A 17,233-nucleotide genomic window follows, 5' to 3' on the forward strand; every position below is an offset into this window, starting at 1 on the left:
AAAAACAGAAATAACATACAAAGCTTTTCACCTGTACTTGTCAAAAGATACAGGTGATTTGTTTAAAAAGAATTACCACAACTAGAAATTAACATGAAAAATTCCGCATTATTTATCGCATCATCTCTGCTTTTTTTAGGAAGCTCAAAATGCTTTGCCCAGTATCCAAAAATTAGTCCAGAAGTTCAAGCGCAGGAAAAAGCAATTAAAGAAGAAGCTCAAAGACTTTCTGACGAAGCTTGGGAAAAAGCTTTAGTTGTTATTGAAGAAGAAGCTAAACACGGAAAACCATATATTCCGTGGGCAGCAAGACCAACCGATTTACCTCAGGCTGAAATTCCAGCTTTCCCGGGTGCTGAAGGAGGAGGAATGTACACTTTTGGAGGTCGTGGAGGAAAAGTATACACCGTAACAAGTTTAGAAGACCGCGGACCAGGAACTTTACGTGAAGCTTGCGAACAAGGAGGAGCGAGAATAGTGGTATTTAATGTTGCTGGAATTATTCGATTAAAAAGTCCGTTAATCATTCGTGCGCCTTACATTACAATTGCAGGGCAGACTGCTCCCGGAGATGGAATTTGTATTGCAGGAGAATCAACTTGGATCGATACGCATGATGTAATTATCAGACATGTACGTTTCCGTCGTGGAGAAACTTTTGTAGGACGTCGTGATGATGCCATTGGAGGAAATCCAGTTGGAAACATCATGATCGATCACGTTTCTGCTACTTGGGGATTAGACGAAAATATGTCAATATATAGACACATGTACAACCCAGGGCCAGGGTATCCAGATATTAAAGTGGGAACAGTAAACATTACCATCCAAAACAGTTTATTCGGAGAAGCTTTAGACACTTACAATCATGCTTTCGGAAGTACTTTAGGTGGAGAAAACTGCTCTTTCATGAGAAATATGTGGGCTAATAATGCTGGTAGAAACCCTTCTATTGGATGGAATGGAATTTTCAACTTCGTTAATAATGTGGTTTTCAACTGGTACAACAGATCTACAGATGGCGGCGATTACACAGCAAACTACAACATCATCAACAACTTCTATAAACCAGGTCCTGTAACCGATCTAACTCAGCCAATCAGCTATAGAATCTTAAAACCTGAATCAGGAAGAAGCAAATTGCCATACATGGTTTTTGGTAGAGCTTTCGTAAACGGAAACGTAGTAAACGGAAATGAAAAGGTGACGAAAGACAACTGGGACGGTGGAATTCAGCTTGAAAACAAAAAAGGGGAATTAATGACTTATGAGGAAGCGTCAGCATATTTTGCTAAAATGAAAGTAGACAAACCTTTCCCAATGCCATGGTTCAATAAATTTATGACAGCTGAAGAATCGTATGAGTTTGTGCTTAAAAACGTTGGAGCAACACTGCCTATCAGAGACAAAGTCGACGAAAGAATCGTAAGAACTGTAAAAACTGGAGTTCCTGAATATGCAAAAGGATTAGAGAAAAAGACTTTCTACCAATTCGAACACAGACGCCTACCGATGGATTCTTATAAGAAAGGAATCATTACAGACATTTCTCAAGTTGGCGGATATCCAGAATATAAAGGAAAACCTTATGTAGACACAGATAAAGATGGTATGCCAGATGCATGGGAGAAAAAATACGGTTTAAACCCGAACGATCCATCTGACGCACAAGGAGACTTAAACGGAGACGGATATTCTAATATTGAAGATTACATCAACGGTGTAAATCCTGCAATAAAAGTAAACTGGAAAGATCTAGCGAATAACAAAGAAACATTGGTTAGACCTTTATTAGATTTAAAATAAGAAAAACTGAAATAATTATTTAACACATAGAAACATAGAATTTAAATCTAAAATAGAAACTAAAAGAAAATCTAGATTTTCCACACATAGCTATATGTATTAATAAAGAGTGAAACGCCTTTATGACAAAGAAAATCTATGTTTCTATGTGTTTAAAAAAAATAAAGACAATGGTACTAAATAAAATAAATGCTGGTTTATTATCGATGGTTTTCGCATTTTCAACTTTGAATGCACAGCAGCATTTAGATCCAGAATATGTAAAAGTTACTAACGAAAGAGCAGCTAAAATCGTCGTGAAATTAGATTTGAAAAACGAAGCAAAAGAAAAAGCTGTTTCAAATATAATAGCACAGCAATTCAGAGATTTGAGCGAAATCCAAGACGGTAGAGACGCTGAAATTAAAAAAGTAAAAGAAGACACTTCTTTAGCTAAAGAAAAACAAAACGAGAAAATTGACAAGCTGAAAGCAAAAGCAGACGAGTCAATTGCAAAATTGCATAAATCGTATCTTAAAAAATTAGGTAAAGAATTATCAGAAGACAAAATTACTGAAGTCAAAGACGGAATGACGTATGGCGTACTTCCAATTACGGTTGCAGGATACAACGACATGCTTCCAAACTTAACTGCAGAACAAAAAGAATATATTTATAATGCTTTGGTTGAAGCCAGAGAACATGCCATGGACGCTGGTTCATCTAAAGAAAAACACGGCTGGTTTGGTAAATATAAAGGAAGAATCAATAATTATTTATCAAAACAAGGTTACGATTTAAATAAAGAAAGTGCTGACTGGCACAAACGCATTGAAGAGAGAGAAAAGAATAAAGGAAAAGATGCTACTTCAAAAGAATAATTTCTTAAAACTTTACAGCAATAACTATTAACTACAACCACCACAATTCATGCTAAATATCTTTCCAAACCGTACTTTAAAAAGAACAGTAATGGCGTTTTCATTTTGTTCTCTAGTATCATCGGCATATGCTCAATATCCAGTAATTCCAAAAGACGTTCAGGCAAAAGCGGATGCTGTTTTAGCTGATGAAGAAAAGAGATTAAGCGAAATCTGGAATGCCAATTATCATATTATTAAAGAAGAAGCAAAACAAGGAAAACCTTATTTGCCTTGGGCTTCTTATCCAAAAGATTTTGTACAAGCCGATATTCCAGCTTTTCCAGGTGCTGAAGGCGGTGGTGCCTACACGCAAGGCGGACGTGGCGGAAAAATATTTGTGGTTACTAGTTTAGAAGACAGCGGAAAAGGAACTTTTCGTGAAGCATGCGAAGCCGTTGGAGCAAGAACAATCGTTTTTAACGTTTCGGGAATTATCCATTTAAAAAAGAGAATCAGCATGCGTGCGCCTTACGTAACCATTGCTGGACAAACTGCTCCTGGGGACGGAATTTGCATTGCGGGAGAAACTTTAGAAATTGATACGCACGACGTTATCATCAGACACATGCGTTTCAGACGTGGCGCAACCGAAGTAACAAGAAGAGATGACGCGCTTGGCGGAAATCCGATGGGAAATATCATCGTTGACCACTGTTCTGTAAGCTGGGGATTAGACGAAAATATTTCTCTTTACAGACATCAATTTGCAGCAAATGCAAAATCGAAACTAGAGAAATTGCCAGCGTGTAATATCACCATTCAAAACACCATTTCATCAGAAGGTTTAGATACTTATAATCACGCTTTCGGAAGTACAATTGGCGGATTAAATAGTACTTTTATGCGTAACTTATGGGCCGACAACATTTCTAGAAACGCTTCTATCGGAATGTATGGCGACTTTAATTTTGTGAATAATGTAGTATTTAATTGGTGGAATCGTACCTTAGATGGCGGCGATTACCGTTCGATGTTAAACATCATCAACAATTATTTTAAACCAGGTCCAATTACGCCAGCAGGTGAGCCGATTGCACATAGAATTGTGAAGCCTGAATCTGGATATATTGAGCCAAAACAATACGGAAGAGCTTATGTTTCAGGAAATTTCATTGTAGGTTCTCCTGAAGTTACAGCAGATAACTGGAATGGCGGAGTACAATTGGAAAACCTTCCAGAAGCTGAAACGGCAGCATTTTTAGCAGCAATTAAACAGCCAAAACCTTTTTCAATGCCTCAATTCAAAATTATGGGTGCTGAAGAAGCTTATGAATATGTTTTAGCAAATGTTGGAGCGACAATTCCAAAAAGAGATGCTGTTGATGAAAGAATTTTGAAACAAGTTCGTACAGGAAAAATCGAAGTAAAAGATGGTTTAGAAAACAATATTGGAAAAGAATTCATCAAAAGAAGATTGCCTGCGGATTCTTATAAAAAAGGAATTATAACACATCCAGATCAAGTTGGCGGTTATCCAACTTACAAAGGAAAAGCTTATAAAGATTCTGATAATGATGGAATTCCAGATGCTTGGGAAAAGAGATACGGTTTAAATCCAAATGATGCTTCAGATGCCAATAAAGATTCAAACGGAGACGGTTACACCAACATCGAAAAATATTTCAACGGAATCGATCCAACTAGTAAAATAGATTGGACGAAAATCGAGAATAATACTGATACTTTGGCTAAATTAAAGTCATTGTTGCAATAAGATAATAGAATAGAGAAAATAGATAATGGAGCAAAGATTGGGTAAAAGTCTATATTCTTTACTCTATTTTCTATATTCTAAAAAATCAAAATGCTAAGAAGTCTAAGAAAGTCAAAAAATAAAAATGAATTTTAATCATCTAATAAATATAGTATTTCTTCAAAAAGATAAAATGGTTTTGTCTGGTTTGGTGATGCTTTTCAGTCTTAACATCACATCCCAAAACACTTTCCCAGACATTGTAAAAACCAAAGAAGGAAAACTTTCTTTTACAGCAGATAATCAAGGAAACCAGATTCCTGATTTTTCTTTTGCAGGATATATGGCATCAGAAAAAGCAATTCCGAATCTGGAAAACAAGATTTTTGTTTCCAAACAAGAAGACGATGCAACTCAGAAAATCCAAAATGCAATCGATTATGTAAGCGCATTAAAACCAGATAAATCAGGCTTTCGCGGAGCGGTTTTGTTAGATAAAGGAATTTTCAAAGTTAGCGGAACATTATACATCAGAAAATCGGGTGTTGTTTTAAGAGGAAGCGGAAACACCGAAAACGGAACGGTACTTTTAGGAACAGGTTTAGAAAGAGAAGCTTTAATTAGAATTTTGGGTGAAAATGATAAAGTGTATAAAGATGCTTTCGAATTCAATACTGCTTACACACCACTTGGAACTCAAAAAATCCAATTTAAAAATGCTTCGAAATTAAAAGTTTCTGATGAAATTGAAATCAGCAAACCTTTGACAGATAATTTCATTAAAGAAGTAAACATGCAGGATTTCGGGGGAGAAACTTCTTGGATTGGATGGAAAAAAGGTGCTTGGGATATGACTTGGAATAGAGTTGTAACCAAAATCAACGGAAATGAAGTTACCTTAAATGCTCCAATTACAATGTCATTAGATGATGTTTTCGGTGCTTCAAAAGTGACGGTTTATTCATGGCCAGGAAGAGTTGAAAATGCTGGAGTTGAAAATATTTTGATGAAATCAACTTTCAATGCTTCAAATGCAAAAGACGAAGAGCACAGATGGCAGGCAATTAGCATTGAAAACACTAGAAATGCTTGGGTAAAACAAGTTAATTTCAAACATTTTGCAGGTGGAGCGGTTACAATTTTAAAAACGAGTCAGCAGATTACAGTTGAAGATTGTATTGCTACAGAACCCGTTTCAGAAATTGCTTCATTCAGAAGACATACCTTTTATACAGAAGGTCAGCAGACGCTTTTCCAGCGTTGTTATTCAGAATTTGGGTATCATGATTTTGCTGTGGGAGGATTTGGAACAACAGGTCCAAATGCTTTTGTGCAGTGCGAATCGCATCTTCCATTCAACAACAGCGGAGCCATCGGAAGCTGGGCAACAGGCGTTTTATTTGACGTTGCCAATATCGACGGTGCGGCACTTAGTTATAACAACAGAGAACAAGGCGGAAGAGGAGCAGGTTGGACAGCTGCAAATTCTGTTATCTGGGAATCTTCAGCTTCAAAAGTAGAATGTTATAGTCCGCCAACTGCTCAAAACTGGGCTTTTGGAGTTTGGGGGCAATTTGGAGGAAACGGACATTGGAAAGACGTAAACGGACACATCAGCCCAAGAAGTTTGTTCTACGCGCAATTAGAAGCCCGATTAGGAAAACTTCCAACGCCAGCTTTTATTTACGATTTAGGTTCCGAACCCTCTTCAAGTCCGACAATCGAAGTAGCGCAAGAATTGACGAAAGCTTCAGTTACAGCCAAACAAAGCTTGCCAGAATGGATTGCAGAAGTTTCAAAACAAACCCCGATAAACATCAACAATTCGGGCTTAAAAAATGCAAATGATTTAAAAAATGTTACTTCAAATAAATCGGAAAATAAATCAAAAGTTACTACAGAAAATGGCTGGTTAACTTTCAACGGAAAAGTAATTGCTGGAAAACAAATGAACGTAGCTTGGTGGAGAGGTGATCTTACAGATGATTTCGTAAACAAATCATTACCGCACGTAACTCGTTTTGTACCAGGAAGAACAGGCAATGGATTAACAGACAGAGTTCAAGAAACGGTAGATTATTTAAGTTCCAATAACATCATTGCTTTAGAACACAATTACGGTTTATGGTACGACCGCAGAATGGACGATCATGAACGTGTTAGAAGAATCGATGATGATGCTTGGCCGCCATTTTACGAACAGCCTTTTGCAAGAAGCGGAAAAGACTTGGCTTGGGATCATTTAAGCAAATACGATTTAACAAAATTCAACGATTGGTACTGGAGCCGTTTAGCGCAGTTTGCAACATTGGCAGAACCAAACGGACAAATGTTAATCAATCAACAATATTTTCAGCACAATATTTTAGAAGCAGGAGCACATTGGGCAAGTTCGCCTTGGCGTTCGGCAAACAATATCAATAATTCTGGATTTCCAGAGCCACCTCCTTACGCAGGAGACAAACGCATTTTTATGGCAGAGCAGTTTTATGATGCTACAAATGCCGAAAGAAGAAAGTTACACCAAGGTTTCATTAGAAAATCTTTCGAAAACTTTCAGGAAAACAGCAACGTAATTCAGCTAACAAGTGCCGAATATACAGGCCCACTTCACTTTATGGAGTTCTGGTTAGATGAAGCTCAAAAATGGAAAGATGAAACTGGTAAAAAAGGCTTGATCGGTTTAAGTGCAACCAAAGATGTTCAAGATGCGATTTTAAATGATGCCAAAAGAGTCAAAACAGTTGATGTAATTGATATTCGTTATTGGTACTATAAAGAAGATGGTTCAGCTTACGCTCCGCAAGGAGGCGTTAATTTAGCACCGAGACAGCATGCCAGAAAACTGAAAACAGGAAAAGAAACCGATAATCAAGTCTATCGTGCTGTTAGAGAATACCGAGAAAAATACCCTGAAAAAGTAATTTTATATTCAACAGACGGATCTTCTCGTTTCGGATGGCCAGCTTTGATGGCGGGAGCTTCAATGCCAAACATTCCAAAAATTGAACTGCCTCAGTTTTATGCCGCTTTAAGCGAAATGAAATTAGTTGACGGAAATACGTTCTCAGACAATCTTTGGAAATTAGAAAACAAAGGAAAAAGCTATCTTTTCTATCTGAAAAACGATCAAGATATCACAATCGATTTATCAAACGAAAAAGGAACATTTGAAGTATTTGCAATCAATGCTTCAACAGGAAATACAACTAAAAAAGCCAACATCAGCGGAGGAAAACAAGTAACCATTCCACAAGCGGAAATAAAAGAAAAAGTGCTTTTTGTAGTAAGAAAGTAAAAAGTTATTAGCCACGAATTCACGAATTAATCAGATTGAATTGAGAATAAATCTGCTTAATTTCCCAAATCTGCGAGAGAAAAAATTTCACGCAGATTTAAAAAGATTAGAGCAGATTTTTAAATTTGATCTGCGAAAATCGGCCAAAATCAGCGGAATCTGCGTGAAATAAAAACACAAAGTTGATCAAAATAAAATTCGTGAATTCGTGGCTATAAAAAAATTAAAAACAACCCAAAATGAATCTGAAAATAAAATCTTTATACGCTCTTTGTATACCCTTTATGTTTGCAGCACAAAGCGGATTTGCGCAATCTGCTAAAACAAAAGCATTACTGCCTGAAATCAAAGTATCTAAAAATCAGCATTATTTTGTAACCGAAAACGAAAAACCATTTTTCTGGTTGGGTGACACAGGCTGGCTCACATTCGGAAAATTGGATAGACCGGGAATTGAGAAATACTTTAAAGACAGAAAAGACAAAGGATTCAATGTCGTTCAGGTCATGGTTTTGCACAACATCAATGCTGTTAACGTTTATGGTGATGCGGCCTTAATAAACGAAGACGTTTCAAAACCATTGATTACAGCTGGAAATGATTTCAAAGATCCAAAACAATACGATTACTGGGATCATGTAGATTATACGTTAGACGTAGCTCAGAAAAACGGAATTTACGTTGCAATGGTTCCAGTTTGGGGAACAAACGTTTCAAAAGGAAATAAAGTAAGCAAAGAACAAGCAACAGAATATGCTCAGTTTTTGGCTAATCGATATAAAAGCAGAACCAACGTGATTTGGTTAAACGGTGGAGACACGCACGGAAACGAATTCCAAGATATCTGGAATGCTATTGGAAATACTTTAAAAACCAACAATCCAAATCAGTTAGTGACTTTTCACCCGTTTGGGAGAACCGATTCTTCAGAGAACTTCCACAACGAAAAATGGTTAGATTTCAATATGTTCCAATCAGGACACAGAAGATACGATCAGGATTCTATAAAAACCAATTTCAAAGAAGACAATTACAAATTTGTCTTAAGAGATTTCAAATTAAAGCCAACAAAACCTACACTTGACGGAGAACCTTCATACGAAGGAATTCCACACGGTTTACACGACACTTTACAGCCAAAATGGACCGCAAACGATGTACGCCGTTACGGATATTGGTCGGTTTTATCAGGAGCCGCAGGTTACACATACGGACACAACGCCGTAATGCAAATGTTCAGAAAAGGCGATAAACCAGCTTACGGAAATAAAGAATTATGGACATCAGCAATCAATGCACCTGGAGCTAAACAAATGGTTTATATCAAGAAATTAATGGAAGAATTTCCATTTTTAGAAGGGACTCCAGATGTTTCTTTAGTGGTTAACCAAGGAGAAAAATACGATTATATTCCGGCCATAAAAGGAGAAAAATATGCTTTGCTTTACACTTACAACGGAAGAATTATAGAAGTAAAACTAGGAAAAATTGCCGGTGATAAATTCGAAGCGACTTGGTACAATCCAAGAAACGGCAAGAAAACCAAAATCGGAATATTTGAAAATAAAGAAGGAACTCAAAATTTTCAGCCAGAAGGCAAAAATGAAGATGGAAATGACTGGGTTTTGATTTTGAAGTCAAAGTAAAAAAAGTCTAGTATTGTCATCCTGAGCGAAGTCGAAGGACCTCAAAGATTAGACACAATGTGTTACAATGCAAGCGCCCTTCGACTTCGCTCAGGGTGACAAAAAATGAGAATAAACATCTCTCGCAGATTTTGCAGATCAAGCAGATAAAAAATCCTTTTAATCTATGAAATCAGTGGCAAAAAAAATAATCTGCATAATCTGCCAAATCTGCGAGAGAAAAAATTCACGCAGATTTATAAAAGATTAAAGCAGATTAAACAGATTTTTAAAATTTGATCTGCGCAGATCAACTAAAATCAGCAAAATCTGCGTGAAACAAAAAACAACACAACAATGAAAAAAAATATACTATTTATACTCTGTTTCATCACCAGTCTAACAGCATTCGCACACGACGGCTGGTACAACATCTTAAACGAAGGCGGAAACAACAAAGGTCAAAAATGCACTCAAGCCATTCAGAATGCAATCGAAAAAGCATCTAAAAATGGCGGAGGAACGATTTATTTCCCAGCAGGAGAATACTTAACAGGAGCATTAACGCTAAGAAACAACATCACGATTCATTTAGATTCAGGAGCGCTTTTAAAGTTCTCAGAAAGCTTCGATGATTTTTTGCCTTATGTAGAAATGCGTTACGAAGGAATTGTAATGAAAAGCTTCCAGCCTTTATTTTATGCAAAAGACGTTGAAAACATCACCATCACAGGAAGAGGTGTAATCGACGGACAAGGAAAAGCATGGTGGAATGAAGTGTATAGAATCGAAACTGCCAAAGAACCGCTGCCTCCAACCAAATACCAAACCATGTGGGAAGAGCAAAACAAAGGACTTTACACAGAACCTTATTACAAGAGAACAGTTGACAAGAAATTCTTCAGACCTTCTTTTTTTCAGGCGTATAACTGCAAAAACATTTTAATCGAAGGCGTTACTTTCAAAAATTCACCTTTTTGGACGATTAACCCAGAATTCTGCGATAATGTAACCGTAACTGGAATTTCGATTTTTAATCCACATTCGCCGAATACTGACGGAATTAACCCATCTTCTTGCACTAATGTTCACATTTCAAACTGCCATATCAGTGTTGGAGATGACTGTATTACCATCAAATCGGGTAGAGATGGAGACGGTCGCAAATACGGAAAAGCGACAGAAAACGTGACCATTACAAACTGCACGATGTTAAGCGGTCATGGCGGAGTGGTTATTGGAAGTGAGATGTCGGGCGGAATCAAAAAAATAACGATTTCAAACTGCGTTTTCGACGGAACTGACAGAGGAATTCGTATCAAGTCGGCTCGTGGAAGAGGTGGAGTGGTTGAAGATATTCGAGTGGATAATATCGTAATGAAAAACATCAAAGAAGAAGCTTTTGTATTAAGCCTTTTTTACGACAAAGGAACTACAGTTGAGCCTGTAACAGAAAAAACGCCAATTTTTAGAAACATTCACATGAGCAACATTACCGCTTCAAACGTGAATAAAGCAGGTCAGATTTTAGGAATTACCGAAATGCCGATTCAAAACATCACTTTTTCAAACATCAACATCGACGGAAAAGAAGGTTTTACAGTAAGCACAGCAACAGATGTTGAGTTTCATGATGTAAAAGTAAACGCAACAGCGGGTTCCTCGTTTAAAATTTCAGATTCGAAAAATGTTATTTTAGACAACGTTGGATCTTCAACACCGATAAAAGGAGTTCCGGTTATCAAATTAGACAATGTTTCTAATGTTTTGATTAATAATAATTTCCCCTTTAATCCGACCGATATTTTTATTGAAGCAGATGGAAAAGAAACGAAAAATATTTTCTTGAAAAACAATGTTTTAAACAACGTAACAACGAAAATTAAAAAAGGAGTTTCTTTAGATAAAAAAGCGGTTACAGAATAATTCCACGTTCCTGCAAGGTTTTCAAAACCTTGTAGGTTTAGCTTTAGAAATTAGAAATACCTACAAGGTTTTGAAAACCTTGCAGGAGAACAGAATAAGATATGAAAAAAATAATCATCCTATTAACCTTTTCACTTTTTGCGGTATCTTACGCGCAGAAAAAGAAAGAACTCTATCTTTTTACGTCGTTTAGAGAACCCGCAACAGAAGGTTTGTATTTGGCGTACAGCGAAGACGGGTATAATTGGAAAGGTTTGGAAGGTTCATTTTTAAAACCAGAAATTGGAGCCAGTAAAATCATGCGCGATCCGTCGATTACAAAAGGAGCAGACGGAACGTATCATATGGTTTGGACAACGGATTGGAAGGGCGGAAATGGTTTTGGCTACGCAAGTTCAAAAGACTTGATGCATTGGTCGGAACAGCAATATATTCCAGTTATGAAAAACGAACCTGAAGTAGTAAACGTTTGGGCACCGGAGATTTTTTACGACGATGTGAAAAAGGAATACATTATTATTTGGGCATCGACAATTCCGTTTCGATTTCCAAAAGGCGTGGAAGAAGAGAAAAACAACCACAGAATGTATTATGTAACGACTAAAGATTTTAAAACTTTTTCGGATACAAAATTATATTACGATCCAGGTTTTAGCGTAATTGACTGTGTGATTGTCAAAAAAGGAAAGAAAGAGTATGTTTTGGTTTTAAAAGACAACACAAGACCCATGCGAAACATAAAAGTAGCTTTTGGAAAATCGCCTTTAGGTCCGTTTGAAAAGAGTTCTGAACCTTTAACCGAATATTTATCAGAAGGTCCAACAGTGGTGAAAGTAGGTAAAAATTGGTTGTTATATTATGATAATTACGGTTCAAAAAATTATAAAGCTTTAAGTACTTCAGATTTTGTTCATTTTGAAGATGTTTCATCTAAAATAAGTCTTCCAGAAGGACACAAACACGGAACGATTACAACAATTTCAAGCGAAGTTTTAAAAGGATTAATTGATAAAAAATAAAAATTATTCTCAATAGAAACCCGACAGGTTTTCAAAACCTGTCGGGTTTAATCAGGATTAAAAACTAAAAGAATGATTACTTTCCAAAACATAAAAACCAACATCATCACTACAGCTACAATTCTTTTAATTGGCACAGCTGTAAATGCCCAAAACGACACTGTTCGTTATGTTGGTAAAACACTTTCAAACATTGATTACCATCACGGAATGTTAAGTCCTGCAGTTGGAGTTCACGCTACGCAAATCATACGTGCAAGCCGTGAACATCCAGAAAAAGCAGACGGTTTTGGATGGACGTACAATCACCAGCCGATGATGGCATATTGGAATAATACCTTTTACCTGCATTATTTAAGCGATCCTTCTGGCGAACATATTCCGCCGAGTCAGACTTTAATCATGAGTTCTAAAGACGGGGTAACTTGGACAAAACCAGAAGTTATTTTCCCGATTTACAGAATTCCTGACGGATGGAAAAAAGAAGGCGTAGAAGGCGTTGCCAAAGATCTGGATGCCATTATGCACCAAAGAATGGGCTTTTATACGTCAAAAGACAAACGACTTTTTGCTTTGGCGTATTACGGAATCGCAATGGATGAAAAAGACGACCCAAATGATGGAAAAGGAATTGGACGTGTCATTCGCGAAATCAAAAAAGATGGAAGTTTTGGCGAAATCTATTTCATCAGATACAATAAAACTTGGGACAAATCAAAATCGAAGTTCCCATTTTATACCGCTTCAAAAGACAAAGGATTCAAAAAAGCCTGCGAAGAAATTTTATCCAATCCGTTACTTTTACAGCAATGGGTTGAAGAAGCCGATCGCGACGACGAATTGATTCCGTTACAGAAACCATACAAAGCATTTAGCTATTACCATTTGCCAAATGGAAATGTAGTTGGTTTATGGAAACATGCTTTAACGTCTATCAGCAGAGACGGAGGAAAATCTTGGGATTATATGCCGCTGCGTGCACCAGGTTTTGTAAACAGTAATGCTAAAATCTGGGGACAAAAAACGTCTGATAATCGGTATGCAACGCTTTACAATCCGTCAGAATACCGTTGGCCTTTGGCAATTTCTACAAGTGATGACGGATTGAATTATAAAGATTTATTGCTGGTTCATGGCGAAGTAAGTCCGATGCGTTATGGCGGAAACTACAAATCTGCAGGACCTCAATATGTACGCGGAATCACAGAAGGCGACGGAACTCCGCCAGACGGAAAAATCTGGGTGGCTTACAGCATGAACAAAGAAGACATTTGGGTAGCTTCGATTCCTGTTCCAGTGACGTCGGTGGTGACAGAAAATGTAAATGATGTTTTCAATACGCTTCCAAACGGAGAAGAATTGAAATTTTGGAATACTTATGATCTTGCTTGGGCATCCACAAAAATTGAAAAGAAAGCTGATGGCAAAAAATGGCTGACTTTGAGAGATCAGGATTATTTTGATTATTCTCGCGCTGAAAGAGTAATTCCTTTTGCAGCAAAAATGGAAGCTGTTTTTAGCGTAATGCCAGAACAAAATAATCATGGTTTATTGCAGATTGAATTCCAAAATAAACAAGGTTTACCATCAGTAAGATTAATTTTTGATTCTGATGGAGAATTAAAAGTGAAAAACGGTGCTCGTTTGAGTTCGGTTGCGAAATACGAAGCCAATAAAGCGTATAAAATTGCAGTTAAATTAGATGCTAAAAACCGTCAATACACTATAAAAGTAAACGACGAAAAAGAGTCAACAAAGATATTGTATGCGCCAACAGATGGTTTTGAACGAATTATGTTCCGCACAGGAGAACAGAGATATTCGCCAAATCCTGACACAGCGCCAGACACAGACGATTACGATGACCTGCCTCAAACCGGAAAACAAATCCCTGAAGCGGTATTCAATATCGAATCTTTGATTACTAAAAAAATATAAAAATTAAATAGCCACGAATTCACGAATTTATTTTTTCTGCAACAGATTAAAATGATTTCACAGATTAATCGAATTAATATTTCGGTATAAATTCGAAAAATCAAACACAAAGAAAATTAGAGTTAATTCGTGACTCGAGCGACAGCGAACTGGCGAAGCAATTCGTGGCGAAAAAAAATATAAAAGTGAAGTTTTTCAAAAGCATAATAATAACCACATTCCTTTTAGTAACTCTAGTTTCTAAAGGACAAATTCTGCCTGTACGCTTAACAACAGAAATGGCAGAAAATCCAGTAGCAGTTGTGGTGAATCAACCAAAATTAAGCTGGCAATTAGTTTCAAAAGAATCAGATGCATCACAAATTGCTTATTTGATTTTAGTAGCTTCTTCAGAAGAAAAACTAAACAATGACGATGGAGACATTTGGAATACTGGCAGAGTGAATACCGAAAAAAACCTGCATATTGTTTATAACGGAAAACCACTAAAAAGCGAAAGCAAATATTTCTGGAAAGTCAAAGTTTGGAATCAAGCAGGAAAAGTTTCAAAATGGAGCAGAAATGCTTCTTTTAGAACCGCTCCGTTAGAGTCAGATTTAAACCCAGTTTGGATTGGTGCAATTACTAAAGCCGATAGTCACTTGCCAGAAGGAAGAACGTATCATACTGCGACTTTCAACCGAGAAAAAAAGAATTCATTAATCAATGCTTCCGATTCTTTGGCACGCAGAAGCATTATGCTTCGCAAACCTTTCGAAGTTGAAAAAGAAGTCAAAGAAGCGATTGTTTATATTTCTGGTTTAGGACACTACGAACTGACAATCAACGGAAAGAAAGTGGGTAACAGTCAATTTGCTCCTCTGTGGACAGATTACGATAAAACAGTTAACTACAATGTTTACGAATTAAGCGCAAAAGATTTTCATAAAGGAGATAACGTAGTTGGCGTTTTGTTAGGAAACGGAATGTACAACACGCTGGCGGAGAGATATACCAAATTCTTTGTGAGTTTTGGTCCGCCGACTTTATTCTTCAAGATGAAAATCAAATACAATGATGGTTCGGAAGAAATTGTAAAGTCAGATAGAACTTGGAAATACAGTAAAAGTCCGATTACGTACAACAGCATTTTTGGAGGAGAAGATTACAATGCCAATTTAGAGCAAAAAGGGTGGGAAAGCAAAGGATTTAAAGATAGAGATTGGAAAAAAGTAGTCATTCAAGAAGCGCCAAAAGGAGTGTTAAGACCGCAGACTGCACCGCCAGTTACAATTCAAAAACAATACGAAGTTAAAAGTGCAAAAGAGCTGAAACCAAATTTCTATGTTTTTGATATGGGACAAAATCTTTCTGGATTTCCAACCATCAAAGTAAAAGGAAAAAGAGGGCAAACTGTTCGTGTTTGGGTTGCGGAAGGATTAAACGAAGAAGGAACAATTGCGCAAGGAAGATCTGGAAAACCTTATTATTACGACTACACTTTAAAAGGAGATGGAGTAGAAGAATGGACACCAAAATTTAGTTTCTACGGTTATCAATATGTTCAAATTGAAAATATTAATTATAAAGAAGGTAAAAATGCAGCCCTTCCAACTTTGATAGATTTAAAATCGAATTTCATTTACAATTCGGCTGGAGAAGCAGGGAATTTTGCATGTTCAAATGCCATTTTCAATAAAACACACGAACTGATAAACAATTCGATAAAAAGCAATTTTCAAAGTGTTTTTACCGATTGTCCGCAACGTGAAAAGTTAGGCTGGCTAGAAGAAATTCAGTTGAACGGTCCAGGTTTAATGTTCAATTATAATTTGCAGACTTTCTTTCCTGCAACCATGCAGAACATTTCAGACTCACAAAGAGACAACAGTTTAATTCCGACGATTGTTCCCGAATATGTGATTTTCGGTGGCGATTTTACCGATTCTCCAGAATGGGGCGTTACAGGCGTTATCCTGCCTTGGATGTATTACGAATATTACGGAGACGCTTCATTATTAGAAAAATATTTTCCCGTAATGAAAAAGTATGTTGATTATCTAGAAACAAAAGCGACAGATCATATCGTTTATCACGGTTTGGGCGATTGGTACGATTACGGAACTCATGCTGCTGGATATTCAAAAAACAGTCCGATTGCGCTTTCAGCAACTTCGCATTATTATTACGGAGCGTATTTGACCGCCAAAGCGGCTAAATTATTAGGCAAAACAGAAGATTTTGAAAAATACGAAAAATTGGCTTCTGAAATAAAAACAGCTTTTAACGCAACATTTTTCAATCCAGAAACCAAACAATACGGAACGAATAGTCAGTTTAGTAACTCGGTTCCAATTTTTATGAATATCGTAGAACCTCAGTACAAAGAAGCGGTTATGCAGAATTTACTGGCAGACATTGCAGCAAAAGGAGATCGTTTGACAACAGGAGATGTTGGAAATCGCTACTTATTTCAAACGCTGGCAAGAAACGGTGAGAACGAAACCATGTTCAGAATGCACAATCATTATGATGCACCGGGTTATGGTTTTCAGATTAAATTTGGCTTGACCACTCTAACCGAACAATGGGATCCAACAAAAGGAAACTCATGGAATCACTTTATGTTAGGGCAAATCGAAGAATGGTTTTATCAAAGTTTAGCCGGAATTATGTCCGATCCAGAAAAACCGGGTTTCAAACATTTCTTTATTCAGCCTGAAGTGGTTGGCGATATGACTTTCGCAAAAGCGGATTATCAATCGGTTTACGGAAAAATTGCTTCTTCTTGGGAGAAAAAAGAGGGCAAGTTTATCCTAAATGTTCAAATTCCAGTGAATACAACAGCTACAATAAAACTGCCTATTTCTAAAAAATCAGAAATAAAAATTAATGATAAAAGAGCTAAGGCAAGTTTTAATGAAAAAGATAAAAAGCAGATTTTAGAATTAGGATCTGGAATTTATATAATAGAATGTAAGTTGTAATTGGAGTTATGAGTTATGAGTTATGAATTGTAAGTAAGTTCAGAAAAAAATAAAATCAAT

The 17,233-nt window shown here is 36.8% G+C and carries 9 protein-coding genes; all 9 read left to right on the forward strand.

Annotated elements, in window-relative coordinates; genetic code table 11:
- Window positions 1–93 precede the first annotated feature (93 nt).
- A complete protein-coding gene (locus J0383_RS21020) occupies window positions 94–1,806 on the forward strand; it encodes a polysaccharide lyase (RefSeq protein ID WP_207295907.1) in 1,713 nt (570 codons plus the stop codon).
- Window positions 1,807–1,976: 170 nt separating this feature from the next.
- Complete coding sequence (locus J0383_RS21025) at window positions 1,977–2,666, forward strand: DUF3826 domain-containing protein (RefSeq protein ID WP_207295908.1); 690 nt, start codon at window positions 1,977–1,979, stop codon at window positions 2,664–2,666.
- Window positions 2,667–2,715: 49 nt separating this feature from the next.
- Window positions 2,716–4,422 (forward strand): polysaccharide lyase, encoded by a 1,707-nt coding sequence (locus J0383_RS21030; RefSeq protein WP_207295909.1) that lies wholly within the window; start codon window positions 2,716–2,718, stop codon window positions 4,420–4,422.
- Window positions 4,423–4,546: 124 nt separating this feature from the next.
- The gene (locus tag J0383_RS21035) at window positions 4,547–7,699 is read left to right on the forward strand and encodes a DUF6298 domain-containing protein (RefSeq protein WP_239023126.1); all 3,153 of its coding nucleotides are present in this window, start codon (window positions 4,547–4,549) and stop codon (window positions 7,697–7,699) included.
- Window positions 7,700–7,938: 239 nt separating this feature from the next.
- Window positions 7,939–9,345, forward strand: a complete 1,407-nt coding sequence (locus tag J0383_RS21040) for a glycoside hydrolase family 140 protein (protein WP_207295910.1) — start codon at window positions 7,939–7,941, stop codon at window positions 9,343–9,345.
- Window positions 9,346–9,681: 336 nt separating this feature from the next.
- Window positions 9,682–11,250 (forward strand): glycoside hydrolase family 28 protein, encoded by a 1,569-nt coding sequence (locus J0383_RS21045; protein ID WP_207295911.1) that lies wholly within the window; start codon window positions 9,682–9,684, stop codon window positions 11,248–11,250.
- Between the two features lie 101 nt (window positions 11,251–11,351).
- On the forward strand, window positions 11,352–12,269 hold the full coding sequence (locus J0383_RS21050) for a glycoside hydrolase family 43 protein (RefSeq protein WP_207295912.1): 918 nt from the start codon (window positions 11,352–11,354) through the stop codon (window positions 12,267–12,269).
- A gap of 72 nt (window positions 12,270–12,341) precedes the next feature.
- Window positions 12,342–14,207, forward strand: coding sequence for a sialidase/neuraminidase family protein (locus J0383_RS21055; RefSeq protein ID WP_207295913.1), 1,866 nt, complete (start codon window positions 12,342–12,344; stop codon window positions 14,205–14,207).
- Between the two features lie 185 nt (window positions 14,208–14,392).
- A complete protein-coding gene (locus J0383_RS21060; protein WP_207295914.1) occupies window positions 14,393–17,173 on the forward strand; it encodes a glycoside hydrolase family 78 protein in 2,781 nt (926 codons plus the stop codon).
- Window positions 17,174–17,233 lie beyond the last annotated feature (60 nt).

The sequence above is a fragment of the Flavobacterium endoglycinae genome (genome assembly GCF_017352115.1).
GTDB lineage: Bacteria > Bacteroidota > Bacteroidia > Flavobacteriales > Flavobacteriaceae > Flavobacterium > Flavobacterium endoglycinae.

Bases quoted from the DNA above. Each gene is read 5' to 3' on its own strand.
- J0383_RS21055 (WP_207295913.1), top strand. From the start codon at position 12,342: ATGATTACTTTCCAAAACATAAAAACCAACATCATCACTACAGCTACA.
- J0383_RS21040 (WP_207295910.1), top strand. From the start codon at position 7,939: ATGAATCTGAAAATAAAATCTTTATACGCTCTTTGTATACCCTTTATG.
- J0383_RS21050 (WP_207295912.1), top strand. From the start codon at position 11,352: ATGAAAAAAATAATCATCCTATTAACCTTTTCACTTTTTGCGGTATCT.
- J0383_RS21035 (WP_239023126.1), top strand. From the start codon at position 4,547: ATGAATTTTAATCATCTAATAAATATAGTATTTCTTCAAAAAGATAAA.
- J0383_RS21020 (WP_207295907.1), top strand. From the start codon at position 94: ATGAAAAATTCCGCATTATTTATCGCATCATCTCTGCTTTTTTTAGGA.
- J0383_RS21025 (WP_207295908.1), top strand. From the start codon at position 1,977: ATGGTACTAAATAAAATAAATGCTGGTTTATTATCGATGGTTTTCGCA.
- J0383_RS21045 (WP_207295911.1), top strand. From the start codon at position 9,682: ATGAAAAAAAATATACTATTTATACTCTGTTTCATCACCAGTCTAACA.
- J0383_RS21030 (WP_207295909.1), top strand. From the start codon at position 2,716: ATGCTAAATATCTTTCCAAACCGTACTTTAAAAAGAACAGTAATGGCG.